The following is a 22,338-nucleotide window of genomic DNA, read 5'->3' on the forward strand; positions in this document are numbered from 1 at the left end:
TTCTAGCCTAATTATAACGAAAATTGTCACAAATCTGCGTCTGTTTTTTGAAAATTATGTGTCTTGGAACGGTTAGGATGAAATGAATAACAAAAAAAGAACTAAAGCATCAAGGTTATCTGCACTTTAGTTCTTTCTCGTCGTTGTCTTTTTGGCCGGCTATTTTGTTGTTATCTGCGCGATTTCTTCTTAGAAGGATCGGATTTTGCCGACTGAAGAAGATTGTTGATCTCTTCAGCAGTCAGGTGACGATATAAGCCCCGCTTCAAATTCTGCAGCAGCAGTCCACCGAAGGAGATCCGCTTCAATCGAGTCACGGGATGATTGATCGCTTCAAACATCCGTCTGACCTGACGGTTTCTTCCTTCATGAATTGTAATTTGGATAACAGCTTCGTTCTTCTCCGTATCTACATCCTTATACTCCACTTCTGCCGGAGACGTCATCCCGTCTTCGAGCATAATTCCATCACGAAGCTTGTCCAGTGATGTACCGTGCGGTACGCCTTTAACCGTCGCCAGATAGGTCTTCGGCACATGGTGCTTCGGATGTGTCAGCAAATGAGCAAACTCACCATCATTTGTAAGCAATAGAAGCCCTTCCGTATCGTAATCAAGTCGGCCTACAGGATAAACGCGTTCCTTAATTCCCTTAAGATAATCCGAAACAATCTTTCTCCCTTCGGGATCTGAAGCACTTGTGATGACACCTTTGGGTTTATTCATGATCAGGTATATCTTCTTCTCACTTCGAATCGGTTTACCATTCACCGTAATGATATCTTCATCGGGATTTGCCTTCGTGCCAAGCTCAGTCACGACTTCTCCATTCACTTCTACTTTGCCGGACAGTATGAGCTCTTCGCTCTTGCGTCTGGAAGCAATTCCCGCCTGTGCGATAATTTTCTGTAATCTCTCCATTTTAAATAAGTCACCTCAGGGATTAATGATACCCATCAGACAGAGAAATAACAAGGTCATGAACAGGAAAATAGCCCCTGAATCTCTCATCCATTGCATGAGATGTATTCAGAAGGCCATTTACTGAGCTTAATTTATCCAAATACGAGCAGACAAATCATGATGGCTGCCACAAATCCAACGATATCGGAGAACAATCCAACCTTAAGCGCATACCTGCCATTTCGAATTCCGACTGCCCCAAAATATACTGTTAATACATAAAGTGTCGTGTCGGTACTTCCTTGGATGGTGGAAGCGATTCGGCCAATCATAGAGTCAGGTCCATGCGTTTGGATAAGGTCTGTCGTAAAAGCAAGGGAGCCGGTCCCTGTTAAGGGTCTAAGAATACCCAATGGAAGCACTTCAGGAGGAACGCCCATCCACTGAAACAGAGGTGCTACAAGCCCTATAAAAAAGTCCAGAGCGCCTGATGCCCGAAATACACTGATGGCTACCATCATTGCGACCAAGCTTGGAATGATGGATATCGCCGTGCCGAAGCCTTCCTTTGCCCCATCGACAAATGATTCGTATACTGGCACTTTTCTAAAATAGGCATATACAGGGATAAAGGCAATAATGACAGGTATTGCCCATGTCGAAATGAGATTGATAAAGGACAGCATGTAAGCTCACCCTTTCGAGGATGATTCAATGATCGGCTTATTGAGGCGGTTTTTTGGAGGTGATGGTGCCTTAGGTGTCGGTGTTCTGCTTCGGAAATATCGATCGGCTGCGATAGCCGCAAATGTAGCAATTGCTGTCGCCATCAGTGTAGTGCCTACAATTTCAGCAGGATTTGCTGAATGGTAATTCAGCCGAATCGCAATCAGCGTGGTTGGTATAATGGTGATGCTCGCTGTATTCAGAGCCAGCAATGTACACATGGCTGGACTGGCTGTCGTTTTGTCCGGATTTAGCTCCTGAAGCTGCTGCATCGCTTTAATTCCCATCGGTGTCGCTGCGTTTCCGAGTCCAAACAAATTGGCGCTCATATTGGATAAAATATATCCCATTGCCGGATGCTGCTTCGGAACATCCGGGAATAGATAGGATACAATGGGACCTAGAAGCTTCGCTACTTTATTCAGCAGACCGGAATCCTCCGCAATCTTCATCATCCCCATCCAAAAGACAAGAACGCTGATCAATCCAAAGCATACGGTAACTCCCGTCGCTGCCCCATCAAAAGCCGCCTGGGTGACAAGCTCAATATTTCCCTTCGCTGCAGCAAATACAAATCCGATAACAATCATGGCAAGCCAAATCAGGTTAATCATCCGCGATCCCTCCCACTTCGATCACTTGCTCCTTCTAATTAAAGAGCTGGTCAAACACTCTCTTTAGAGAGCCGAACAGGGAATTCCCTTTTAACTGATCATAAGGAAGAGCAATGGTTTCTGCTGCTTTGTCCTTTGGAATGAAGCTGCCTTTTTCATAGACGGGTACCTCACCGATCTTCGCACCATTGAGAAGAAATTCAATCCTCCCCTTCAGCCCGAAACTGGCATCTGCCGCTTCACTCCGAGCTCCTGATTCTGACTGTTGATTGTAGAGCACCAGCTTGGTTCGAACCTCCCCGGCCTCTCCCGTTAGCAGTGGATATTTGAACGCATTCCCTGTAATATATTCATATTGCTGAATGGACTGCCCCTTCGCTGCCAGCTCGTTCAGCGGATAATGCTCAAAGCCGTAATCGAGCATATTCGCATGATCATTCCAATCATTCCCATCATTTAAAGTTACGGCAACCAGTTGCTGACCATTACGCGTCGCCGAGCTTACAAGACAACGTAAAGCTTTTTTGGTATAGCCGGTTTTCACTCCATCTGCACCCTCATATAAACGGAGCATTTTATTTTTGTTGTGCCAATCATAGTCCCAGGATTCTTCGGGGTTGGGAGCCTTGTGTTCCTGTGTAGCAACGATGCGTTTAAAGTCGGCGTTATGCAGTGCATAAGCGGTCAGCTTGGCCATATCCTCAGCCGTTGAATAATGCCCTTCTGCATCCAGCCCATGCGGATTTCTAAACTGGCTATGTACAAGTCCGATCTCGTCAGCCTTCTTATTCATCAGATATACAAAGCCTTCCTCCGAACCTCCGATATGCTCTGCAATAGCCGTTGCGGCATCATTGCCTGAACGAAGCATCAAGCCAAAGAGCATGTTCTCAAGCGTCATCTTTTCTCCTAGTTTCAAGTACAGCGACGAGCCTTCTTTGCCAACTGCATTTTTACTAACTGTAACCGTGCTCTTCAAATCCCCCTGCTCGATCGCTACAATTGCGGTCATGATCTTGGTCAGGCTGGCAATTCGCATTTCCTTCTCTCCGTCTTTGCTGTAAAGAATCCGGCCTGAGGTCACATCAATGAGAGCGGCTGTCTGCGCATGGGTACTGAGCATAGGGGCTTCTACATGACCAGGTTTATGGTCAGCATGCGCTGGAATGGGTAAGGTAAATAACGACAACACCAAAGGCAATATAGTTATTTTCTTAAAGAGATTCATTTGCTTCCCTCCGGGTCCTTCGATTCAACTTGTACTAGTCTATGTATGGACAGGCGGAAGTATGTCCAACAAAAAGTCCCCTCCTGTAAGCATATGCCTCGGAAGGGACTTAAGTTTATTACACTTCGTAAGTTGGGGCTGTGGACGTTGCCATCCCTGAACCCATATTGTTCTTCTGGAAGATGTTCTGAATTTGATCAATGACCTGAGGTGCAGAATCAATGATCTTCTCAAACAGATGAGTTTGATTATCAAGAGGCACAATGTGTACGCCCTGCTTGCCTACAACAAGAAATGCGATAGGCCGGATCGATACGCCTCCGCCGCTACCGCCTCCGAACGGGTTAGCCTTGGAAGCGGAATTCCCACTGCTATTGCTGCTCTTAGACTCCGCTTCAGTATCGAGATGAAAATCACTTCCCCCTGCTGCAAAGCCAAATCCAACACGGCTGATTGGCAGTATTACTGTGCCGTGTGATGTCGGTGAAAGAGCCAACTAGCAACAGGTCAGAATTTGACCGTTTAGACGTGCTAAACCCCTACAGAAAATTTACCTTTACCGTAGGCTTACTGTCGATTGTTTCCCTAGACCATATGATACTATGGATGATCGACTTGTACGCTCTATTGCACGTTTTAGGGTCATCGCTTTCTGTGATTACTTCTCTTACATCCCTGATCGTAACTAGCATGTCCTCGTTCCGTGCGTTCTGTGTATTGTCTGACTCCTTCTGTATGTACTCATACTCTTGGGTCAGTTGGTGCAGAACAGCTTCAGCTTTATCCTTACGGTCAGCGAATACCTCGTCTGAGTAAACGCCCTTCTCGTAGGCAGAGTAGATACGATCAATTGCCTTCTCTTGCTCCTTAATTTCCTCAAGCTTCTTCTCTGACATCGCTAAGAGGTTACGGATGTCATCCAGGGTTACGCCCTTCTTGATGGCTTCCTCTAGCTCCACCTCTTTAAGCATAATCGCTTGAAGAACACTCTCCTCTATGACCTCCATACTGATACCCATATTGATGCATCGGTTACCCCAGTGGTCACGATGCTTACAGGATTTTAATAGGTCATGAGGGCGGTTGGAGCGTTTCTGAATCGCTAGTGTATTGCCACAGAAAGCACACCTTATGATCCCTGAGAAAGGGTGTTTCCCTGCCTTCCCTGCGTTAGGTGTTTCGCGCTCCCTGCTGATAATGAACATGATTTTGTCATGCTCTCGTTGAGTCTTGACTGCCTTGTGAGCATTATTTACGATCACCCATTCTTGCTTGGGCTTCATGATGATCGTTCCCATCGTAGGGTGCTTAGTCTTCTTACCTACGATGACTTTACCGAGGTGAACCTCATCACAAACGAGTCGTCTCACAACCTCGGGAGTCCACAGTTGATTGCGTGGAGAAGGGATTCCCTTCTTATTTAAGTCCCATGCTATATCAGTAGTCGTATACCCGTTGAGTACTCCCTCGATCATAGATCGGTACACTGGGAGGTTGCTCTCGTCAGGCTCAGCCTTCTTTGTCAGGCGGTTATAAACGTAAGGAAACGGTGGTGTTCCGTTACTCCAATTTCCTGCTAGAGCACCCCGCCGCTTGCCGCCGCGCATACGTCTTGATGTTGCCTTGTACTCCTGGCGGGCGATCATCCCTTGGAAGTCTGCAAGCATCATATCGGACTCATCATTAAGGTTGAATACCTTTTGAGGGGTAATAATAAGGGTGTCTGATAGAGCAAAAGTTTTCTCTATCTTAGACTGGTCAACCTTATCACCCCGCCCGAGACGGTCATAGTGAATTACCACTACAGCGTCATAAGACTGTGCTTCTACGTCCACGAGAAGTTGTTGCATTTTAGGGCGGGCAAGGATAGAATCCCCTGTCCCGATCTCCGCGTATTCGATGTACTGCCAGTCATTCTTTAGGCACAGCTCGACAAGTTCATCCCTGTGTCTGTCGAGGTCTTTCTCCTCATCTCCCCGCGATTTACGCAAGTAGATGGCTACGTGCCGTATGTCGTGTTTGTCGTATTGACTCAAGGTTCTACCATCCTTCCTTGGCTCTTTTACTAACTCCTCACGGAATTTCTTTCCTCAGTTTAATACAAAAACGCCTATCTGACAACAGCAGAATAGGCGTTTTATCGGTCTTAAGTGTGGTTGGCTCTTTTAGCGGCTTTCATCTCTGAGAGTATCTTGATGAACCGCTCACAGGCTTCAGGGGAAGGAGACCCGCTCACTATTAGCGTACTGTGACCCATATCGACCACAACATCCTTCACCACACTCTGCTCTTGTTGAACTTCCTCGCTCATCAGTATCAATCCCTTCCCCCTAATCTTTTCCCCTGTTCAGGTCACCTTATACCCCGACCTTCTCCTGGTGTGTATCCAGTATCCGAGCAACCTTTCGCATAATCCTTGACACCCTCATTTGGCTAATGTCTTCGAAGTCAGCGGTCTGTGTTTGATTGAAACCTTCCAGTCTCCGCTTCAAGACATTAAGCTCTTTCTCGTTCAGCTTCCGCTTTACCGAGTCGATCACAGCATCAACGTATACCTTATCAACCACCCCGTCCTCGATACCCTCGCCACTGTCGATGATGTCCATGAGGGTTACTACTTGGGACTGAGCAACGTCCATACCTACAGGCTCATCCAGGTACTTAACACCCTTCCCCACCTGAAGTGCTTTGGTGATCTTCTCCTCATCCTCGTCAAGCAACAGGGCAAGATCAGCGGAAGCAGGAAGGTATCCCATCTCATGCTCTAACCTATTGATCCTGTTAATCAATTCATTAGCCGTGCGGGTAGGACGGATGATACTTGCACTGTCTCGAAGGAAGCATCTAATCTCCCGCACAATTGCTGTGACAGCAAAGGAACTGAACTTAACGCCACGCTCCGTGTCAAAAGCCTTCACTGCTTTAAGGAACCCCATTCTGCCAAGTTGGAGGATGTCGTCTTTCTCTACGCAGTGTTTCTTGACGATCACTTCAGGCTTCCCAATGTACTTGTGAACCGAGTGCCAAATCAGGTTCTCGTTGACTAACATGCAGTCACCTAGGAAGCCCTCGTCTACTTTGCATCTTGCAATATTGCCCATGTAATCCATGGAGTAATGGTCTTTGTTGACCGCTAAATTAACCTTGATGTGTTCAGGTAAGTTGTCCATCTGCGTCCTCCTGGGTGATTTTTGGGTATAAAAAAGCGGGAGTCCGTTGGATTTCAACAAACCCCCGCCATTGGCTTAGAAGGTCTACTTCTTGCCTTGGATGCGGTCTTTAAGCGGCTTGGTCATCTTAGCGACCACAGTCTTGGTAGCGTGGATAATCATATCCTCACCAGTCTGCGGGTTCTTCGCTTTCTTCTCTCCTCGCTTACGGTTGAAGAAGTTGAAGAAGTTCGCAAGCTTGACATCCTTACCTGCTTCAAGCTTTTCGGTCACCATATCGAACACAACGTCGATACGCCGTTCCGCTTCCACTTTCGTGAGGTTTTCTTTCTCTGCCAGTTCAACCACAAGGTCTTTCTTGTATACGACTTCGTTAGTACTCGCCATGATGTAAATCCTCCTCAGAATGATGAATGTTATGAAGCTCTTAACCGTAGGTTAGTGCAGTTTCATGAAAACCTAACGGTGTTTACTGGCTTCCTCAAGCATCCGAGCCATTCTGTCATGGTGTTCCTTGACACTGTTGTAATACCAGGAACGCGCCTTCCCTCTGTCCACATTGCCCTCACCTTGGTTATAGGCGATGGTGGCGGTTCGGAGGTTGCCATCGTACCTGTCCAACAGATAGCTTAGGTACTTGATGGAAGTTTTGATGTTGGTCTTAGGGTTGCTAAGCTGACTACGACTAACACCGAAAGTCTCAGCAGTGCTAGGCAGTATTTGAAGGAGACCAATTGCTCCTGAGGATGACTCAACGGCGTTCTTGAACCTACTCTCCTGCCACATCATAGCCATGAGCCACATTGTGTCGATTTCGGTACCCTTGGATAGGCTATCAGCCCACCCAATGTACTGAAGCAGTTTCGTCCTGCTGACTGGCATCTCATTGTGATCTTCGATGTATTGCTCCATAACGTCAGCGATCAGGTCGTGAGTCGGGGGAACAATGGCCGACTCCTTCTTCTTCTTCTCAACCGATACTATCTTAACCTCGACCTTATCTTTCTTAGGCGTGACCTCTGCCTTCTTGACTTCCTTGGTCGGTTCCGTTTCCACTTTCTGTGGTTTAGGTTCCGTCTTCACTTCCTCTTTCTTCGGAGTCTCTAACTCCAAGGTAGTGATAAGGGGAGTAAGTTTTTGTAGGGCTAGAGGTTGCTCATGAACCGATTCAGTGACGGTAACTTTACTTGCCACAGGCTCATTCTCTGTTCCCTTAGGGGTCGCAAGACCTCCGTACATCACCACCGTTGCTACTGCCACCGTAGTGACTACTGCGATTCTTTTACGAGCGTCCAAGGTAGACTCTCACCTCCTGTGGTTTATTCTTCTGCCGCCACCTCGGGGAACTGTGCACCAAGGTACAGAGTTTCGATGTGTGACATAAGTACCTCATGTATCTCATCGGGAGTAGCTGTATTAGCGTCGATGACCTGGATCAGACGGTCTTCTTCGTCGGACAATCTACGAGCCAAGGTCTGGTACACGACCCGCGCACGTCTCTGTAACTCCTCGTCCATTTCAAGAATGTCTCGCTCAGGCTTACGATTGAAGGAAGTCTCTGCCGAGATGTCCAGGATGAACGTCAGATCGGGTTGACGAATCTTCTTAGCAAGCCCGCGAAGCCAATCAAGGTCTACGCCACGAGCCACCCCGAAAGCTAGATTAGACAGAGTGAAGCGATCAAGTATCAGGAAGTCACATCCAGTTTCCTCATACAAGAGGATGTCTTCCATGAAGTCCTGGCGATCCGCTTCGAGGAGCATGTGAACAGCTTCAGTGGTCAACGAGATGTCTCCCTGGAAGTAACCCAAGAGAACCTGACCGATAGGGGTGTGGTAGCGCGGGAAGCCCGCGACCGCCACATCATGACCCTTTTTCTTCAGTGCAAGGAACAGCTTGTTGACCTGAGTCTCTTTGCCGCTTGCATCAATTCCCTCTACCGAGATGATTATCATGTCAGTCCTCCTTCGATAGGAACTCATCGAACTTGCTAACCATCTTGAGGTTAGCCGTAATCTCCTTGTCGATGTCAGATTTCTGTGTACCAATGTCGTCGAGCTGAGACTTCAACTTCTCCTCACGCCTTACTGCTTCGTCTTTTGCGGCAGTAAGCTCACCAATAGCAACCCCGATACCATCACGAGCCTTCTGAAACGTCCGAAGGTGAGCGTTGACCTTACCTTGTGCCCGCGCCATGCGGTGCTGTGGAGCCTTGAGGAATAATGACAGTAAACGTTTGAACATATAACTACCTCCCGTAATGGTTGAATTTATTCAGCGGAGCAAGAGCCACTATCGGATGAACCCGAGTCGCTTCCGCAGTTGTCATTGCTTTCGTACCCACCGCTGTTGCCTTCGTAGTAGGTCGTTGTCGGAGTGGTATTGTAGTAACTGCCGCCGCTAGAACTGCTTGATCGAGGTGACTGTGAAACGCTTGGTCGGCGGGAGTTGAAGCGTCCCGTCTTGGTTCCCTGGTGATTGATTGGTGATCGTGCAGTTGGTTTACTAACACTCACGAGTTCATCTCCCCTGCATTGTCGAAGCTCGTCCCGAACCCGCCGCGATCAGCGTTGCCCAGTCCTGCAACTTCGTACAACTCCTTCATGAACAGCGGCAGGAATACTGCTTGGCATACCTTGTCGCCATCGTAAATCGTAGTTGGCTTGTCCGTTTCGTTCTTGAACTCAGCCGCCCACTCGTCTCCATCCCCGCAGAACAAGGAGTCCATCACGCCGACACCGTTAGTCAGCTTTACTTTCCACTTGCGATACGTGGAGGATCTCTGGAACAGCAGACCTACAGCTTCCATAGGAATCTCTGTCGCTACATTCAGTGGGATGACTGCTACCTCCCCAGGAGCAAGATGAATAGGTTCATCCAGTCGTGCAAAGAGATCGTACCCTGCATTGCGGGGGTTCTCCTTGTTGAAACCTTGGCGGCTAGTATCCATACGCTTGTAGGGAATGAACCCGTGAACCTGGGCAATCGCCTTACCCTTCTTGCCGCAATTCTCGCAACCCATCGTTTACTCACCCGCCTGATATGTCATAAGCACCGCATAAAACGGTTTGCCGTAGGACTTGTTGTAAGTGGAGGAGAACTCCATCCCTAAGACTAGGGAGGTTGAGTTCTCGTCTTGCCACTCACTGATCTGCTTGTCCAAGGCGGCTACAGATGCCGCCGAGAACGTCTTCACCTTGAACGATTGAGCGTATTTACTGATCTTCATCACTTGCCACCATCCAACAGGTGAAGCTTAGGTGCTTCAGGGAGGATAATCTCAGGAGTGTTCTGCTCAGCCTTCTTCTCCTCAACCAGGGCTTCAAACTCTTCCTCGCTCAACTCTTGAATCTCAAGATCGAGAGTGGTCGTCAGGATGTAACCCATACCATCAGTGAGGTGGACGTTGAAGAATGTCTGCGGCTGTTCATTGAAGGAACCATCCTCATAGTTGAATCCGATGACAGCTTTCTCGTATCCCGCCACAACGCCCGCGAACCATACGTTTACTTTCGTAGTGCCGCCCGTAGGTGTTTGAACCTCGTGCATGTTCGTTGGTGCGTGAACGTACTTACCGATCATGCTTGCTACGATTTCCTCCGTAAGAACTTGATCCTTCGCTTTAATTACTTGTGCCATTTGTAATTCCTCCAAATTTGTATTTGAGCTTTTCGCTCTCTCACTTTCTCTATACGACACGGTTCGACCTGAGTTAAGCGTACTTTTTCAAGTTTTTCAGGATGTCGATTTTACTGCCCGAATCAATTGGCGGGGCGTATGAATCCTCAAACTGAGTGACGATAATCTCCCGTGATTTCAACTGCAACGTGACCAGTACACTGCGCCCGTGGAACTTCATTCGAGACTTCACAAGGATGCGATTCTTGTTCCCGTCGAGAACATACTCGGCTATATCCCCATTAGCCAGTGACTCCATTACATTGGCTCTCGAAAGACCTTGCTTGAGCATTCCTGAAAGGCACTCTTGAGTGAATGTGAAATTACCGTCCACAAACTTCAAGATCGCTTCTCTTTCTAGTTGGTTAATACTTACTCCATCTTTCCGCACGACTTCACCTCCCTTAATTTCTCTATACGACATGAATAATTGGCAGTTAAATTGGGCATAAAGGTGATGTGGTGCCACACGCTATACACGAATCTGCGGCTAGTCGCAGGGGTTTTGTCGTGTACATACCTGGGAAGAACAAAGCCTAAGGCTGATCGGGACGCTGATCGGTCTATTCGTGCTGTTATAAAGAAAAAAGCACCCCGAAGGGTGCCTTATAATTACTTCTTCTTACGGTTTTGGAGCTTGTCGAAGCCGTTAGCTGTAGACACTTTGGCATACTGCTTGGACTTAGCTTCAAAGAAGTCCGTCTTGGTGGCGTTAAGTGCTTCGTCAGAGAATGGACGAATCCAAGGCATAACGTTCTCCCCTTCAAAGTGCTTGCCTAGACCCATCATCACCAGTCGTTGGTTGGCAACCCACTTTACATAGCTCTCGAACTCATCGAGGTCTACGTTATCCAGTTCACCAAGTACGTGATGAGACCAAGCGATCTCAAGGTCAACTGCGGTACGGAAGGTCTCAACAGTCCACTGCATGTTCTCCTCAGTGTTCAGTTCAGGGTAATCCTTAAGAAGCTGTTTGAATACTTCAGAGAAGAAGTACACATGCTGACGCTCATCCCGTTGGATATAGGAAGCCATCTCCGCAGTACGCATCATTCGCTGACTTCCCACCCGCGCCAAGCTATAGAAGAACGCGAACCCAGTGTAGAAGTCCAGTCCTTCCAAGATGATGTCAGCCACCAAAGACTTGAAGAAGGTCTGAGGGGTTGGGTTATCACGGAAGTCCTGGTACAGCTCTCGGATGAATAGGTTACGCTTCAGCAATACCTCATCCGTTTTCCAGTACTCGAACACTTCCTTCTGAGTCTCATAGTCTGCGATGGACGACAGCACGTAAGTGTACGACTGGTTATGGATGATCTCCTGTTGACCGATGATGCCGCAGATCGCTTGCAGTGACGAGTCCGTAAGATAATCCTTCACATCTGCCACGTACATACTTTGCATGGAGTCCAGTACTCCCAGGAGACCAATGATCTTCAGGTAAGCAGTCTGCTCCTGTTCACTCAGCTCCTCCTCGAACTGCATCTTGTCAGCGTTCATAGGGATTTCATCAGGAATCCAGTGGTTACCAATCAGTACCTTGTAGAGCTTATACATTTTAGGCATCCGAATGTCATCCCAGTTCAAGATACCTGAGCACTCTCCGTTGACGATGCGGGTAGATTTGTTAGGCGCGGTGATGTCAAAGATGGGCTGTTTTTTCAATTGTTCCAAGTTAATTCCTCCTTAAATTGTCCTTCACATTCTCTATACGACACAGGTACGTCTCAGTTAAGAAAGAAAAACCCGCCTATTTCTAAGCGAGTTTCTTCCTATTATAATGTGTTGCTTATGAAGCGCAGGATTCACATTCTTCAGGCATCTCGTTTGCCATGTTACGTACGTAGTAAGTGGTTTTCACACCGCTTTTCCATGCGTCCAGGTGAAGCTCAAGGAAGTCCATTGCGTCGATGTCAGGCTTCACGTACAAGTTGAACGATTGTCCTTGGTCAATGAACCGTTGACGAGATGCTACGTGCTTAATAGACCAGTGTTGGTCAAGCTCGAAGGCATTCTTACGGTAGTACTGCACGGTAACCATGTTCAGATCAGGTGCAGGGTTGGCAATCTTGTAGGTCGTCTTCTCCTCGTATGTCAAGAGTCCGTACACAGGGTCGATGGAAGCTGTAGAACCTGCAATAACGGATGTCGATCCATTCGGAGCCACCGCGAACAAGTATCCATTACGAATACCGTGCTCCATGACATCCAGGCACAACTGATACCAGTCAAGTCCCTGAGGGCTTTCGATTGGGAATAGTTTACCTTCAGCGTCACGACCGACTAAGCCGCGATCAATGAAGTAGTTACCGTTAGCCCACTCGGAACCTTTGAACAGAGGGTACGCGCCTTTCTCCATCGACAACTTCATGGATGCCTTGATGCCATAGAAGCTGATCTTCTCGTACAGGTTCACGTTGTACTCAACAGCCGCATCCGACTCCCACCGCAGGTGATTCAATGCTAGACGGTGATGGTATCCGAACGTTCCAAGACCAATAGCACGATATTGTTGGTTGGTGTGTACCGCTTGAAGGACTTCAAGCTTATCAGCATTCAGGTCAATGATGTTGTCCAACATGCGAACCTGGATGTCGATGATACGTTCAAGCTCATGATCCTCTGCTTTACCTAGGTTGATAGAGGATAGGTTACACACTACCATCTCACCAGGAATCTTCTCGATGAGGATGCGAGTCTTACCTTCCTTAGTTACCAGTTCCTCCCTCACTACCTTGGTGGCAGATTGGTTCTGTTCGATCTCTGTGCAGAGGTTAGAACAGTAGATGATTCCGTGACCTTTGTTCGGGTTGGCACGGTTTACTGTGTCCTTGTAGAACATGTAAGGTACACCAGTCTCAAGCTGAGAGGTCAGGATACGGATGAAGATGTCGATAGCAGGTACGGTCAATCGCGGCAGAGTTGGGTGATCTACGCATTGTTGGTACAGCTCACGGAATCTTCCCTTACCCTGCTCCTCGTCATACACCTCGTCCAGTTCAAAGCCCATGATGGTATGTACTTCGTGAGGGCAGAACAAGTGCCAGTCGTCTCCGTTGTCCACTGCTTCCATGAACAGGTCAGAAGCAATGAATCCCAGGAAGATGTCGTGTGCTCTCATACGATCATCTCCGTTGTTCAGTCTGAGATCGAGGAAGCTCAGGATGTCACGGTGCCAGTCTTGCAGGTATACTGCAATGGAACCTTTACGAGTACCCAACTGGTCTACGGATACCGCAGTGTTGTTGAGCTGTCGAATCCAAGGCACCACACCCGCCGACTTGTTCTTGTAGCCACGGATGTCGGAGTTACGAGCACGCACCTTGCCCATGTATACGCCGATACCGCCACCCATCTTGCTCAACCGAGCTACGTCCGTGTTGGAATCGTAGATACCGATAAGCGAGTCATCTACTGTGTCAATGAAGCAGGACGAGAGCTGACCGCCCTTTGCCTTACCTGCATTCGACATCGTAGGCGTTGCTGTAGTCATCTTCAGAGTTGACTGTGCCCAGTATGCTTCTTTGACTAATTCCATACGCTTCTCAGGGGCTTCGTTAAGCATCTCAACCATGGAGATAATCATGTAACGCTCCTGAGGAAGCTCGAAAGTGTTCTTCTCGTAGTCCCCTGTCAGGTAACGCTCATCAAGAGTAAGGAGACCAATGAACGTGAACAGGTGGTCGCGGGTATGGTCAATCGTTGCTTCAAGCTCAGCAATGTCACTGTCGGAATATACTTCCAACAATCGAGCATCATAGATACCGATAGACGTGAGGTACTTGAGCAGATCACTGAAGGAACCATACGGTTTATTTGGGTAAGTCTTGTATTCACGGTTGATCGCCGCTTGCTTGTACAGTTTGGTTCCGTAGATGCGGGATGCTACGAACATCCAATCAGGGAACTCTTTGTCGATCAGCTCTACCGCAGTCATGTACAATGCGTTGGTTATATCAACGCTTGCCACCTCTACGCGGTTCAGCTTGGACAATGCACCCTTCAGCAGTACCTCTTGGTCTAGGTTAGGGTGGTTCTCCATGACACGGGAGATGTATACCATCAACCTCTCAAGGTCAAAGCTCATCTCTCTGTTCTCAGGTTTGGTTACGGTCTTGATGCGAGTCTTAATTGCTGTCACGGTTTTCTCTCCCCCACGGTTTATTTTGATAGCCTGTAGTTTGCCATTAGGTGATCCACTACGAAGTCGAGTCCTGGCAATCTCTGCGAAACCATCTCCTCTAGTAACGGAGACAGTGATCGTAATCCCACCGCTATAATTGGCGTTCTATTAGTATAGGCAGTATGGATTATCACTACTTCATCCACTGAGAGGTTTTCGTTGGTCGCATCGAAGACTACGACATCTGATTGAACCACAGCCCTCTCGACCATGAGCATGTATTCACGGTTACTCATCCCGATGGCTGTGGAAGGGTCATGGTGTGCCCATGCAATGTCGGTATAGGTACTCAGGCTCTCTAATGAGAACCCGATAGCTACTGCGCTAATCACTACCGACCACCGCCCATCCATACGCTTTACCCTTTTTGACTTCCTCAAGAGTTAGCGTCCCAAGCTCCTGACCATCCAGGTACTTGAACAGGTCAGACACATATACTTCAAACTGCTCCCCTGTATCCGTGTGCTCAATAGTTAGCCCTGCACTTGATCGGGAGGAGAACCACCCCACGATCTTGAAGGTGCCACCTACTCGTTGCTTGTCCCGAGTCTTGTTCTTAAGCTCAGGACGAACAGGATACTCATGGTTCAAGCAATAGCCGTACTTGTCATCGTCCTTGTACTCCTTATCGCAGGAGGGGCATACCTTGACCATGATCTGACTACTCTTTGCCACTGAACAACCTCCTTCCTTGATCGACGACCTCCCGAAGCTCTTTCAACTCCCTCATCAGCTTGTGGTACTCGTCTCCCGTCATGATCGCCACACTATAATCCAATCGGGTCAACCCCTGCTTGTCATCGCGGGTCTCCTGCACAGTGATGTTCTCAAACAGAGGTTTCCTGAACTTATTTGCCATGTCATTGTCAATGATCTTCTTCAGCTCATCAGGAGGAATTTTACAAGTAGCTACCTCAAGATCAGTTACCAACCGAGTTGCGTGATACAAGTTCATCCCTTAACCTCCTCAGCAAGTCAAGCTCCTCTACCAAGGTGTAGAACTCTCTATCCCGAATAACGAAGTAGTCAGTGTTCTCACCGAAAGAGAATGCAAGGGCAGGTATCTTCTTGTTCTCGAACCCTTCCTGCTCAATCTTGTCCATCCATTCCTTCTTTATGGTCATTGACTTGGAAGGTTTCTCCTTGGTCTTGGCTTCTATTTGAAACAGCTCGGATACGATGTCACTCTTAGCGAACCACAACGCCCCCGAAGCCAATACTCTTTTCGCATCTTGTTTGATCTGTTGAAGACTCCGTGTAATGCGAGTCTCTTGTCGCTTGGAAGCGATCTGACCTCTGCTCTTAGACATTTACCTGACCCATCCTCTCTACAACCTGCTGTTTAATTGAGCTTTCTACAGCTTCAATAATGCGTGGGCTGTTCTCCGATACGATCTGCTGAGTAACGGTGAGGTAAATATCCCTCTTTGCTTGATTCAATCTATATTTGAGACAGTACCCCAGGGACAGGGCGATAGCGTTAGCTACCCCCGCCACTGCGATACCGTAGGCGATTGGCTCCATACGGTTCATCCCTTCTGTTTCATTTCATAAATCTTCAGGCGAAGTGTAGCCCGAAGCATAGGGAAGAACAGCCCTACGATGGATGGTGGAATGTCGAGGATGACACGCACCACATGATACAAGCGAATTACTCGCTCTCTACCGAGGAACACGTTGAGATACCCTTTGACCATCCCTTCATCCCTGGTTTCAGACCAAATGTGGCAAGCTCTGACGATGAAGTAGAGAGCATAAGCCGCCCACAGAATCATCTGCCACCAAGTCAAGCTGACAAACGATGTATACAATCCCACGAACATACGGTTACCCCCTAATTGCGTTTTGGACTAGCTCGTAGATCATGTTGTAAAGCTTGCTATCGTTCTCCTGAACGTCCAATTCTACGGCTTCTTTGACCTTAGCGATACCGTTCCACTTCTGCTCCTTGCCTTCCTCATCGGGAACGATCTCCCCAGTAGTGGTGTCAACGAGCTTGAGCCAAGACGTTCCGCTAAGAACACCCACCTCTTTAGCTACCGTTACAAGCTCCATGATTCTGTCCATACCATAGGCATAGTACAGGTCGATGGAAGCAGTTCGGAACGGCGGCGCGATCTTGTTCTTCGATACCTTCAGCTTGGACTGCTGACCTAGGATTACCTTGGCTGATCCCGATCCTTTAGCGAAGAACTCGCCTTTGCTTACGTCCAATGTCTGAGTGGAGTTATGCTTGAATGCACGCCCACCTGAGGAATCAGTTGGAGTACCGTACATGGAGAAGCCGCCGATCTTGTCACGCAACTGCTGAATGAAGATCAGTGTGGTGCCTGAGTTCTTCAGCTCACCTGAGTTGACGAGCTTACGCATGGCAGAGGAGTTCAGCTTGGACGTACCGCCCACCCGAGTCTCTTTCTCGAAGTCGTCATTCTCCATCTCGCTTTTAAGCATCAGACCGTCCGTGGAATCCAGTACGATATAGGCGAACCGTCTGCTACGAAGCATCGAAAGGATCATGCCGTAGATTTTCTCTGCGTAGGTATCAGGCTGAGAGACGAACAGCTTATCTGTGTTCACTCCGAGAGTCCGTGCCCACTCAAGGTTCAAGGCATTCTCCAAGTCGATGATCGCATTGTCACGTTCAGGCTCAACCTGCTGTGCTTCTGCAATCGCCATGAGTGCCAATGTCGTTTTACCTGCCGCTTCCCCGCCACGAAGGAATACCATCCGTCCCTGGGCAAAGCCGCCGCCAAGTGCCAGGTCGAGCATCAAGGAGCCTGATGACCGCACATTGATGTCGAACAGCTTCTCGGACTTACCGAGCAGGAACATGGACTGCTCACCGAACTCCTTACGGAATTGCTGAAGGAGCTTGACCCGTTCCGCGTCATAGATGTCGATTTCTTTCTCAACCGTTGCTGTTTCCGTCATTGCTCACCCTCCGTGAATTTCTCAATTTCATCCCATGTCTTCTTCATCCTAAGTAGAGGACTGAAGGCACATATAGCGTTGTCATACGACTCCCCATCGAGTTGTTTGATGTCCCGTAAGGTACGGAGCAGTGCGACGAACGCCCCAAGAGAGTTATGAATGAACTCATCGTAGGTTACTTTCGAGGGGAGGATATTTCTCTTGTACGCATCAATTGTCATCCCGTGAGCGATTACAGTTCTCTCAAGACCTTTCGACAAGGTTACGTAACTCTTACCGTCATCAAGTTTCACTTCAAACTGAATCAAGTCTTACATCCTCCTTCGTGGTGATCTTTACGTTGTAGAAGCCGTGCTTATCCCGTTTCACAACAGCGGAGTCTCCCACGGAGGTCTTAAAAGTACCGTCCGTGAGATTGTTCTCCTGCATAAACGGGATGATCTTCTCGTGAACCAGGTCTCGGAAGCTCATCTCCGCACCTCCCTTACTTCTTTTTCTTTTCGAGCTTACGTCTGCGAACAGTCACGAACTCAGACTTGTTCTCGCTGAGGAACTGCCCTACTACACTCGAAGTGACGACCTGCTTCTCAACAAGAGCCGACACTCCTTGGTAGTCAAGCTCATCACGCTCACGACCAGTCTTGGAAGCAAGACCATCCTTGTCGAAGGACTTCGTGTAACGGTAGTTGTTCTTGAATGCCAAGCAGTGAAGCTCATCCACAGGTACCGTCATCTCAGCCACACCCTCCTCGCGGAGAATGTCTGCGATCTCGTCTTTGATGCGGGCTTCTGCCAATTCGATCTCAGACTTCTTCAGACGAAGACTCAACAACTCGCTACCCAACTGAACCAACTTAAACTCTTTACTCATGCGTTATTCCCCCTGTTAATTTGTCTTCTTGTATCAAGATTGTCGTTACCTCTGCGAGTGATCTCCCGAGAGATCGCGTTTGCACGGTGCTCATATCCTTCACGTAAGGCACGGAAGGTGATAAATGTAGCGAGATTCTGAGTGTAGGTCTGCTCCCATTCCACATATACTGGCTCTGTGTGGACTGCGGCATCCCGTAGCTCTCGGCTCCCGTCTTGGATTGTGTACAGTTGTTTCTTGATAGTGTCTCTGATCTCCCGAGCCGTAGCTTGGTCGATGTCAGCGAGTGCTTCACAGTATCTTGCATAGGAGATCATTGTCGTCCATCGGTCAAGAAAGTCACCCAGTTCGGAGAATGGTACATTCGCCACCCCACCGTACCGCCGCTTCATCTGCTCCCACTCCGTGAAAAGGTCAACCCCATTCACAGCATCCTCAGGCTTTGGCGGGACTGGTAGACCCGCCTTAGCAATTTTGGACTTCGTGGCTTCCCTGGACTCGAATGACTTAATCCCCTGCTCGATTTGCTGTCGAGTCATTTCAGGCATTAGTCACACAACCCCTCATATTGCTCACCTAACTCGGCAAGCCGTTTCAATTCGTTGAAGTGGGTGTAATGGATGGTCACCAGTACGTCCTTGTTGTCACCCTTCTCCTTCATGACAAGGATTGGGGTCTTCTTGGATGCCTTAGCTTCCACCGCCAACTTATCCCACCAACGGAAGATTGCTATCTTGGTGTAGCACTTACACTCGATCTCGTAGGTAGAGTGGATAACGTCCCCCGTGCGATCTTCACCTTGGTCGGTTTTGTTAATTGCCCCCGACCCCATGTTACGCTTAGCACCATCAAAGATGTTCTTACCTACCCAACGCTCGAATGCTTTCCACAACTTGTCAGCCATCTTAGAAACCCCCTATATGCCAGTAGATAAATCCATGAGTCAGCCCCAGGATGTAGAACACGAGGAGGACAAGGATAGTAAGTTGCTCAGGGTCAAGTTGTTTTTTGAACAAGGGCTTAACCCCCTAACGCCGAGAACTCCGTGCGATATTCTCTTGCCTTTTCTTGACGTGCTTCAAGAACTCGTGCAGGAGGTGTGATCTCCCGAAGCTCCACCAATTTACGGAACTGACGAGTGATCGTCTCCGCAGGTGTTGCCTTGCGAATCTCTGCCATTTCCTTCACATTGTCATACAGCACCCAGTAGGAAGCTACGAGATCGTTGTAGTTCTCCTTCACCTCAGGGAAGGCTTTCACCATCTCGATGATGTTCTTGCGAATGTTGAAATACTGCGCTACTTTCGGTTGCTCTTGCATCCTTATTCCTCCTCGAAGTTCTTAAATTGTCTTACACTTTCTCTATACGACATGGATTAAGAGCAGTTAAGGGGCTATTTTAAGCAAAGAAAAAGGAGAGCATTAGCTCTCCTTAATTGCTTTCATAACGATCTCCAACTTATCCAACGGCAGTTTCCTGAAGTCGGTACCACTAATCTCATACAGGAGATTCCTCCTACGGTTAGCATCCTTGACTTCTTGTGTAACTGGTTGCAGGTAGTAACGTGTTGTAAACCACCCCTCACCTGAACGATGATCTCCTCGATTATCAAATAGAAGATCATTGTCTAGCCTGATCTTTCCAGTAGGGGTGACACGCTTCACCTTATGGATGGCATAACTCTTATCACCGCCATAGCGAACGGTATTGTACGCCACCTCGTCCCCTTCCTTTAGACCTTTAAGCCACTTTTCGTGTTCTTCTCCTCTTATCATTTCTTCTTCGGCTCCTTTAGGTCTGCGTCACAGAGGTATTTGAACTCGCAGTATCTACAGCTATCGCCTTCTTCCTTCGGCGGCAACTCTCCACGCAGAACGTAGTCTTCGATGGTTGTAATACGGGCTACGACCCAATCCAGTTGTTCCTGACGATACTCCACGAAGTACGCCTTCCACTCCTGGTTCCCCTTATTCAGGTACAGAAACATGACGTACTTAACTCCTGTCCCTAGGCAGTAGATCGCCCCCTGCTTCAGGTGGTCTTTCAGCGGCTCAATGATCTTGTCATAGTCGGTGGGGTTGATCGTCTTGAACTCGAACAGTATGTCCTTGTTAATGAACGAGAACGCCCCGTCCACCATTGCCGAGATCGGGTACTTCTTCGTCCAACGGCTGTCAACGAATTTGACTTCCATTGGAGGAGCGTTGTGCTCTTTAATCCACTCAATACCTTCCGCTCCGTATGTAGGTAGCTCCTCAAGTGGAATGAGCTTAACAGCAGATTTCTCCTCCTCGTTCATCTTCATGAGAACCTGGGTCTGAACCCATTCATGAAGCTGAGTCCCTACGTCCAGGATGCGCTCCGAACGCGGATACTTCTTCTTACGAGGAGGTTGTCCCGTCAGCTTGTAAAACTGAAGCCGCCCGCACTTGTAGTAACTTGACGGGTTGAACGCAAGTCTACCTGATCGTTTGTTGTTACGTGAAGTGAGGAACTTGTCCAATACAGCCGTGAATAGCTCCTCAGGTGTTTTATTCGCTACGTTGGATTCCTTCTTCACCATGTTTGCTAGTTTCTTCAACGACACAGTTAAGTACCTCCCTTGATTTTTCTATTCCGTAGTACCTAACTTGAACGGTGTGTTGGCTATCTGCGGAGAAATTCACAACATCAATCTCCGTAAGTTCTGTATTGTTGGCAGTCAGTATCTCAAGAATTTCCTGTGCCATCTGTGCAGGGCAGTCACAGAAATACAACTGATCATGACACTTAGGACACCTTGTTCGGTCATCAGCAGTATCTTGTTTTCCACAGAGCCACTTCCACTCTTGTAACTTCTCTGTTAACTCAGTCAAAGAACTCACCCACCACTTCAAATAAGAATTTAATCAGCGGCTTGCCGATCAGACCAACGATCACACCAACAATACCGCCGACAATGAACCAACCAGGGTCAAAGGGATTCATCGGAACAGCCCTCCCCAAATGATTCCTGCGGAAACACCTGTAATGCTCAGGGATAACAACAGGAACAATAGCTCGTACTTATTGATGCTTTTGAAGGTGAATTTCCTCACTAGAACCAGTGTGAAGAACGCATAGAATACAAAGAATAACCACGCGATAACTAACATTGAGCCTTCACCCTTTCCTTGGCTTCCTTAGCAAGCTCATCAGCTCGCTCGTTGTATTTGTTACCGTCATGCCCCTTCACCCAATGCCACTTGACATCGAGGTATTCAGACATGCGATAAATTGATTTGATAAGATTAAGATTTGGTCGATCAAGCCATCCATCCATCTTCCACCTATAGCAACGCTCACTGAAGGCATTCACTACATACTGGCTGTCGGAAACAACGTGGATATCCCAGTGTTTTGCTTTGTCAAAGTCCAGGCTTCTTATGGATTCATAAGCCGCCATCATCTCCATCTCTCCAATGGAAGTTCCTTTCTTGCCGCCCGACAGCTCCTTGTAATGGACTACCTCCCTGTCGCCGTTAAGGACGAGGAGCACAGCTCCCCACCCTCCGATACAATCGGGCTTACCATTCTTTGATGTCGAGCCATCTGTGAAGATGGCGATTCGCATTAGAAACCACCCTTACGCCATGTGACATTCACTTTGATGGTCGCGTACCGCTGAACGAAGTGGAACTTGCGGTTACCCAGGCTGTAGGTGTACCCGTTCTCAACGATGCGATCACCCAGGTTAGGGCTAGGGCTATCCTTGTGAGCGTTCAGCTCCTTAACACGACTTTCGGAGTACATCTCGTACAACTCGAAACCATCCCCTTCGATGTCTCCTGTAACAACTACATATTTCTTGAACCATTCATGGAAGTCGCCGTCAAACCAAAAGTACAACCGTAATCCCGTATCCTTCAGGAACACATGGATTGGTGTAAAGGAACGGGACTTGTAGCCGCTCATGAAGTATGTCTTGGCGGTGAACCAGTTGCCTTCAGGTAGCTTACGAGCGTCTTGCACCATGAACTGTTCGCTAATTGCTTTCACTTTGTCATTGATCATTC

At 48.2% G+C, this 22,338-nt stretch carries 36 protein-coding genes and 1 pseudogene; all 37 read right to left on the bottom strand.

All coding sequences use genetic code 11. From position 1 onward, the window contains the following. Window positions 1-170: 170 nt before the first annotated feature. Window positions 171-920, bottom strand: a complete 750-nt coding sequence (locus BK126_RS12195) for a pseudouridine synthase (protein ID WP_076312920.1) — start codon at window positions 918-920, stop codon at window positions 171-173. A gap of 134 nt (window positions 921-1,054) precedes the next feature. Continuing rightward, window positions 1,055-1,588, bottom strand: coding sequence for a spore maturation protein (locus BK126_RS12200; RefSeq protein ID WP_076312921.1), 534 nt, complete (start codon window positions 1,586-1,588; stop codon window positions 1,055-1,057). A gap of 6 nt (window positions 1,589-1,594) precedes the next feature. After that, a complete protein-coding gene (locus BK126_RS12205) occupies window positions 1,595-2,242 on the bottom strand; it encodes a nucleoside recognition domain-containing protein (RefSeq protein WP_076312922.1) in 648 nt (215 codons plus the stop codon). 34 nt (window positions 2,243-2,276) lie between these two features. Continuing rightward, a complete protein-coding gene (locus BK126_RS12210) occupies window positions 2,277-3,470 on the bottom strand; it encodes a D-alanyl-D-alanine carboxypeptidase family protein (RefSeq protein ID WP_083655869.1) in 1,194 nt (397 codons plus the stop codon). A 118-nt stretch (window positions 3,471-3,588) separates the two neighbouring features. Beyond that, a pseudogene (gene ytfJ, locus BK126_RS12215) lies at window positions 3,589-3,951 on the bottom strand (GerW family sporulation protein); the annotation flags it as partial. Window positions 3,952-4,009: 58 nt separating this feature from the next. Further along, entirely contained in the window at window positions 4,010-5,461 is a 1,452-nt protein-coding gene (locus BK126_RS12220) for a recombinase family protein (RefSeq protein ID WP_179085541.1), read from the bottom strand. A gap of 366 nt (window positions 5,462-5,827) precedes the next feature. Then, the gene (locus tag BK126_RS12225) at window positions 5,828-6,640 is read right to left on the bottom strand and encodes a sigma-70 family RNA polymerase sigma factor (protein WP_076312924.1); all 813 of its coding nucleotides are present in this window, start codon (window positions 6,638-6,640) and stop codon (window positions 5,828-5,830) included. Window positions 6,641-6,724: 84 nt separating this feature from the next. Then, window positions 6,725-7,027 carry an HU family DNA-binding protein gene (locus BK126_RS12230; protein ID WP_076312925.1) on the bottom strand — a complete coding sequence of 101 codons (303 nt, stop codon included), beginning with the start codon at window positions 7,025-7,027 and terminating at the stop codon, window positions 6,725-6,727. A 72-nt stretch (window positions 7,028-7,099) separates the two neighbouring features. Beyond that, window positions 7,100-7,936: a lytic transglycosylase domain-containing protein gene (locus tag BK126_RS12235; protein WP_076312926.1), complete on the bottom strand. Its 837-nt coding sequence runs from the start codon at window positions 7,934-7,936 to the stop codon at window positions 7,100-7,102. A gap of 23 nt (window positions 7,937-7,959) precedes the next feature. After that, on the bottom strand, window positions 7,960-8,595 hold the full coding sequence (locus BK126_RS12240) for a dTMP kinase (RefSeq protein ID WP_076312927.1): 636 nt from the start codon (window positions 8,593-8,595) through the stop codon (window positions 7,960-7,962). A 1-nt stretch (window position 8,596) separates the two neighbouring features. Next, the gene (locus BK126_RS12245) at window positions 8,597-8,884 is read right to left on the bottom strand and encodes a hypothetical protein (protein WP_076312928.1); all 288 of its coding nucleotides are present in this window, start codon (window positions 8,882-8,884) and stop codon (window positions 8,597-8,599) included. Between the two features lie 4 nt (window positions 8,885-8,888). Continuing rightward, on the bottom strand, window positions 8,889-9,152 hold the full coding sequence (locus BK126_RS12250) for a hypothetical protein (RefSeq protein ID WP_076312929.1): 264 nt from the start codon (window positions 9,150-9,152) through the stop codon (window positions 8,889-8,891). Next, window positions 9,153-9,662, bottom strand: coding sequence for a dUTP diphosphatase (locus tag BK126_RS12255; protein WP_076312930.1), 510 nt, complete (start codon window positions 9,660-9,662; stop codon window positions 9,153-9,155). A gap of 3 nt (window positions 9,663-9,665) precedes the next feature. Further along, the gene (locus tag BK126_RS12260) at window positions 9,666-9,869 is read right to left on the bottom strand and encodes a hypothetical protein (RefSeq protein WP_076312931.1); all 204 of its coding nucleotides are present in this window, start codon (window positions 9,867-9,869) and stop codon (window positions 9,666-9,668) included. Next, entirely contained in the window at window positions 9,869-10,279 is a 411-nt protein-coding gene (locus BK126_RS12265; RefSeq protein WP_076312932.1) for a hypothetical protein, read from the bottom strand. The genes BK126_RS12260 and BK126_RS12265 overlap by 1 nt, the downstream gene beginning before the upstream one ends. Before the next feature lie 73 nt (window positions 10,280-10,352). Continuing rightward, entirely contained in the window at window positions 10,353-10,709 is a 357-nt protein-coding gene (locus BK126_RS12270) for a hypothetical protein (RefSeq protein WP_076312933.1), read from the bottom strand. A 221-nt stretch (window positions 10,710-10,930) separates the two neighbouring features. After that, window positions 10,931-11,983, bottom strand: coding sequence for a ribonucleotide-diphosphate reductase subunit beta (locus tag BK126_RS12275; protein WP_076313520.1), 1,053 nt, complete (start codon window positions 11,981-11,983; stop codon window positions 10,931-10,933). A 124-nt stretch (window positions 11,984-12,107) separates the two neighbouring features. Continuing rightward, on the bottom strand, window positions 12,108-14,459 hold the full coding sequence (locus BK126_RS12280) for a ribonucleoside-diphosphate reductase subunit alpha (RefSeq protein ID WP_256209653.1): 2,352 nt from the start codon (window positions 14,457-14,459) through the stop codon (window positions 12,108-12,110). Window positions 14,460-14,479: 20 nt separating this feature from the next. Continuing rightward, complete coding sequence (locus BK126_RS12285) at window positions 14,480-14,833, bottom strand: hypothetical protein (protein WP_076312935.1); 354 nt, start codon at window positions 14,831-14,833, stop codon at window positions 14,480-14,482. After that, window positions 14,826-15,176 (bottom strand): hypothetical protein, encoded by a 351-nt coding sequence (locus tag BK126_RS12290; RefSeq protein WP_076312936.1) that lies wholly within the window; start codon window positions 15,174-15,176, stop codon window positions 14,826-14,828. The genes BK126_RS12285 and BK126_RS12290 overlap by 8 nt, the downstream gene beginning before the upstream one ends. Beyond that, window positions 15,163-15,456 carry a hypothetical protein gene (locus BK126_RS12295; protein WP_076312937.1) on the bottom strand — a complete coding sequence of 98 codons (294 nt, stop codon included), beginning with the start codon at window positions 15,454-15,456 and terminating at the stop codon, window positions 15,163-15,165. Before BK126_RS12295 ends, BK126_RS12290 begins: the two co-directional genes overlap by 14 nt. Then, complete coding sequence (locus BK126_RS12300; RefSeq protein ID WP_076312938.1) at window positions 15,422-15,811, bottom strand: hypothetical protein; 390 nt, start codon at window positions 15,809-15,811, stop codon at window positions 15,422-15,424. The genes BK126_RS12295 and BK126_RS12300 overlap by 35 nt, the downstream gene beginning before the upstream one ends. After that, window positions 15,804-16,025 (bottom strand): hypothetical protein, encoded by a 222-nt coding sequence (locus tag BK126_RS12305; protein ID WP_076312939.1) that lies wholly within the window; start codon window positions 16,023-16,025, stop codon window positions 15,804-15,806. Before BK126_RS12305 ends, BK126_RS12300 begins: the two co-directional genes overlap by 8 nt. A 5-nt stretch (window positions 16,026-16,030) precedes the next feature. Further along, complete coding sequence (locus BK126_RS12310) at window positions 16,031-16,324, bottom strand: hypothetical protein (RefSeq protein WP_076312940.1); 294 nt, start codon at window positions 16,322-16,324, stop codon at window positions 16,031-16,033. Between the two features lie 4 nt (window positions 16,325-16,328). Then, the gene (locus BK126_RS12315; protein ID WP_076312941.1) at window positions 16,329-17,432 is read right to left on the bottom strand and encodes a recombinase RecA; all 1,104 of its coding nucleotides are present in this window, start codon (window positions 17,430-17,432) and stop codon (window positions 16,329-16,331) included. Continuing rightward, window positions 17,429-17,740, bottom strand: coding sequence for a hypothetical protein (locus BK126_RS12320; RefSeq protein WP_076312942.1), 312 nt, complete (start codon window positions 17,738-17,740; stop codon window positions 17,429-17,431). The genes BK126_RS12315 and BK126_RS12320 overlap by 4 nt, the downstream gene beginning before the upstream one ends. After that, a complete protein-coding gene (locus tag BK126_RS29400; protein ID WP_177178675.1) occupies window positions 17,727-17,903 on the bottom strand; it encodes a hypothetical protein in 177 nt (58 codons plus the stop codon). Before BK126_RS29400 ends, BK126_RS12320 begins: the two co-directional genes overlap by 14 nt. Before the next feature lie 13 nt (window positions 17,904-17,916). Beyond that, the gene (locus BK126_RS12325) at window positions 17,917-18,303 is read right to left on the bottom strand and encodes a hypothetical protein (RefSeq protein ID WP_076312943.1); all 387 of its coding nucleotides are present in this window, start codon (window positions 18,301-18,303) and stop codon (window positions 17,917-17,919) included. After that, window positions 18,300-18,851, bottom strand: coding sequence for a hypothetical protein (locus BK126_RS12330; protein WP_076312944.1), 552 nt, complete (start codon window positions 18,849-18,851; stop codon window positions 18,300-18,302). The genes BK126_RS12325 and BK126_RS12330 overlap by 4 nt, the downstream gene beginning before the upstream one ends. Continuing rightward, window positions 18,851-19,207 carry a putative PDDEXK endonuclease gene (locus tag BK126_RS12335; protein ID WP_076312945.1) on the bottom strand — a complete coding sequence of 119 codons (357 nt, stop codon included), beginning with the start codon at window positions 19,205-19,207 and terminating at the stop codon, window positions 18,851-18,853. The genes BK126_RS12330 and BK126_RS12335 overlap by 1 nt, the downstream gene beginning before the upstream one ends. A gap of 116 nt (window positions 19,208-19,323) precedes the next feature. Then, window positions 19,324-19,623 (bottom strand): hypothetical protein, encoded by a 300-nt coding sequence (locus tag BK126_RS12340; protein ID WP_076312946.1) that lies wholly within the window; start codon window positions 19,621-19,623, stop codon window positions 19,324-19,326. Between the two features lie 102 nt (window positions 19,624-19,725). Next, entirely contained in the window at window positions 19,726-20,079 is a 354-nt protein-coding gene (locus tag BK126_RS12345) for a hypothetical protein (protein WP_076312947.1), read from the bottom strand. Then, window positions 20,076-20,891: a PD-(D/E)XK nuclease family protein gene (locus tag BK126_RS12350; RefSeq protein WP_143042092.1), complete on the bottom strand. Its 816-nt coding sequence runs from the start codon at window positions 20,889-20,891 to the stop codon at window positions 20,076-20,078. Before BK126_RS12350 ends, BK126_RS12345 begins: the two co-directional genes overlap by 4 nt. Further along, the gene (locus BK126_RS29405) at window positions 20,836-21,159 is read right to left on the bottom strand and encodes a hypothetical protein (protein ID WP_076312949.1); all 324 of its coding nucleotides are present in this window, start codon (window positions 21,157-21,159) and stop codon (window positions 20,836-20,838) included. Before BK126_RS29405 ends, BK126_RS12350 begins: the two co-directional genes overlap by 56 nt. Before the next feature lie 108 nt (window positions 21,160-21,267). Then, entirely contained in the window at window positions 21,268-21,438 is a 171-nt protein-coding gene (locus BK126_RS29410; RefSeq protein ID WP_177178674.1) for a hypothetical protein, read from the bottom strand. Beyond that, on the bottom strand, window positions 21,432-21,896 hold the full coding sequence (locus BK126_RS12360; RefSeq protein ID WP_076312950.1) for a ribonuclease H family protein: 465 nt from the start codon (window positions 21,894-21,896) through the stop codon (window positions 21,432-21,434). The genes BK126_RS29410 and BK126_RS12360 overlap by 7 nt, the downstream gene beginning before the upstream one ends. Beyond that, window positions 21,896-22,336, bottom strand: a complete 441-nt coding sequence (locus tag BK126_RS12365) for a hypothetical protein (RefSeq protein ID WP_076312951.1) — start codon at window positions 22,334-22,336, stop codon at window positions 21,896-21,898. The genes BK126_RS12360 and BK126_RS12365 overlap by 1 nt, the downstream gene beginning before the upstream one ends. Window positions 22,337-22,338: the final 2 nt, after the last annotated feature.

The sequence above is a fragment of the Paenibacillus sp. FSL H7-0326 genome, assembly GCF_001955535.1.
Taxonomy (GTDB): domain Bacteria; phylum Bacillota; class Bacilli; order Paenibacillales; family Paenibacillaceae; genus Paenibacillus; species Paenibacillus shunpengii.

What these genes read in the sequence shown, in the direction of transcription:
- BK126_RS12195 (WP_076312920.1), bottom strand. Translation starts at nt 920, where the DNA reads ATGGAGAGATTACAGAAAATTATCGCACAGGCGGGAATTGCTTCCAGA.
- BK126_RS12200 (WP_076312921.1), bottom strand. Translation starts at nt 1,588, where the DNA reads ATGCTGTCCTTTATCAATCTCATTTCGACATGGGCAATACCTGTCATT.
- BK126_RS12295 (WP_076312937.1), bottom strand. Translation starts at nt 15,456, where the DNA reads ATGAACTTGTATCACGCAACTCGGTTGGTAACTGATCTTGAGGTAGCT.
- BK126_RS12240 (WP_076312927.1), bottom strand. Translation starts at nt 8,595, where the DNA reads ATGATAATCATCTCGGTAGAGGGAATTGATGCAAGCGGCAAAGAGACT.
- BK126_RS12310 (WP_076312940.1), bottom strand. Translation starts at nt 16,324, where the DNA reads ATGTTCGTGGGATTGTATACATCGTTTGTCAGCTTGACTTGGTGGCAG.
- BK126_RS12345 (WP_076312947.1), bottom strand. Translation starts at nt 20,079, where the DNA reads ATGATAAGAGGAGAAGAACACGAAAAGTGGCTTAAAGGTCTAAAGGAA.
- BK126_RS12365 (WP_076312951.1), bottom strand. Translation starts at nt 22,336, where the DNA reads ATGATCAATGACAAAGTGAAAGCAATTAGCGAACAGTTCATGGTGCAA.
- BK126_RS29410 (WP_177178674.1), bottom strand. Translation starts at nt 21,438, where the DNA reads ATGTTAGTTATCGCGTGGTTATTCTTTGTATTCTATGCGTTCTTCACA.
- BK126_RS12330 (WP_076312944.1), bottom strand. Translation starts at nt 18,851, where the DNA reads ATGCCTGAAATGACTCGACAGCAAATCGAGCAGGGGATTAAGTCATTC.
- BK126_RS12225 (WP_076312924.1), bottom strand. Translation starts at nt 6,640, where the DNA reads ATGGACAACTTACCTGAACACATCAAGGTTAATTTAGCGGTCAACAAA.
- BK126_RS12315 (WP_076312941.1), bottom strand. Translation starts at nt 17,432, where the DNA reads ATGACGGAAACAGCAACGGTTGAGAAAGAAATCGACATCTATGACGCG.
- BK126_RS12300 (WP_076312938.1), bottom strand. Translation starts at nt 15,811, where the DNA reads ATGTCTAAGAGCAGAGGTCAGATCGCTTCCAAGCGACAAGAGACTCGC.
- BK126_RS12260 (WP_076312931.1), bottom strand. Translation starts at nt 9,869, where the DNA reads ATGAAGATCAGTAAATACGCTCAATCGTTCAAGGTGAAGACGTTCTCG.
- BK126_RS12265 (WP_076312932.1), bottom strand. Translation starts at nt 10,279, where the DNA reads ATGGCACAAGTAATTAAAGCGAAGGATCAAGTTCTTACGGAGGAAATC.
- BK126_RS12305 (WP_076312939.1), bottom strand. Translation starts at nt 16,025, where the DNA reads ATGGAGCCAATCGCCTACGGTATCGCAGTGGCGGGGGTAGCTAACGCT.
- BK126_RS12335 (WP_076312945.1), bottom strand. Translation starts at nt 19,207, where the DNA reads ATGGCTGACAAGTTGTGGAAAGCATTCGAGCGTTGGGTAGGTAAGAAC.
- BK126_RS12340 (WP_076312946.1), bottom strand. Translation starts at nt 19,623, where the DNA reads ATGCAAGAGCAACCGAAAGTAGCGCAGTATTTCAACATTCGCAAGAAC.
- BK126_RS12230 (WP_076312925.1), bottom strand. Translation starts at nt 7,027, where the DNA reads ATGGCGAGTACTAACGAAGTCGTATACAAGAAAGACCTTGTGGTTGAA.
- BK126_RS12205 (WP_076312922.1), bottom strand. Translation starts at nt 2,242, where the DNA reads ATGATTAACCTGATTTGGCTTGCCATGATTGTTATCGGATTTGTATTT.
- BK126_RS12210 (WP_083655869.1), bottom strand. Translation starts at nt 3,470, where the DNA reads ATGAATCTCTTTAAGAAAATAACTATATTGCCTTTGGTGTTGTCGTTA.
- BK126_RS29400 (WP_177178675.1), bottom strand. Translation starts at nt 17,903, where the DNA reads ATGAGCTTCCGAGACCTGGTTCACGAGAAGATCATCCCGTTTATGCAG.
- BK126_RS12360 (WP_076312950.1), bottom strand. Translation starts at nt 21,896, where the DNA reads ATGCGAATCGCCATCTTCACAGATGGCTCGACATCAAAGAATGGTAAG.
- BK126_RS12325 (WP_076312943.1), bottom strand. Translation starts at nt 18,303, where the DNA reads ATGAGTAAAGAGTTTAAGTTGGTTCAGTTGGGTAGCGAGTTGTTGAGT.
- BK126_RS12255 (WP_076312930.1), bottom strand. Translation starts at nt 9,662, where the DNA reads ATGGGTTGCGAGAATTGCGGCAAGAAGGGTAAGGCGATTGCCCAGGTT.
- BK126_RS12245 (WP_076312928.1), bottom strand. Translation starts at nt 8,884, where the DNA reads ATGTTCAAACGTTTACTGTCATTATTCCTCAAGGCTCCACAGCACCGC.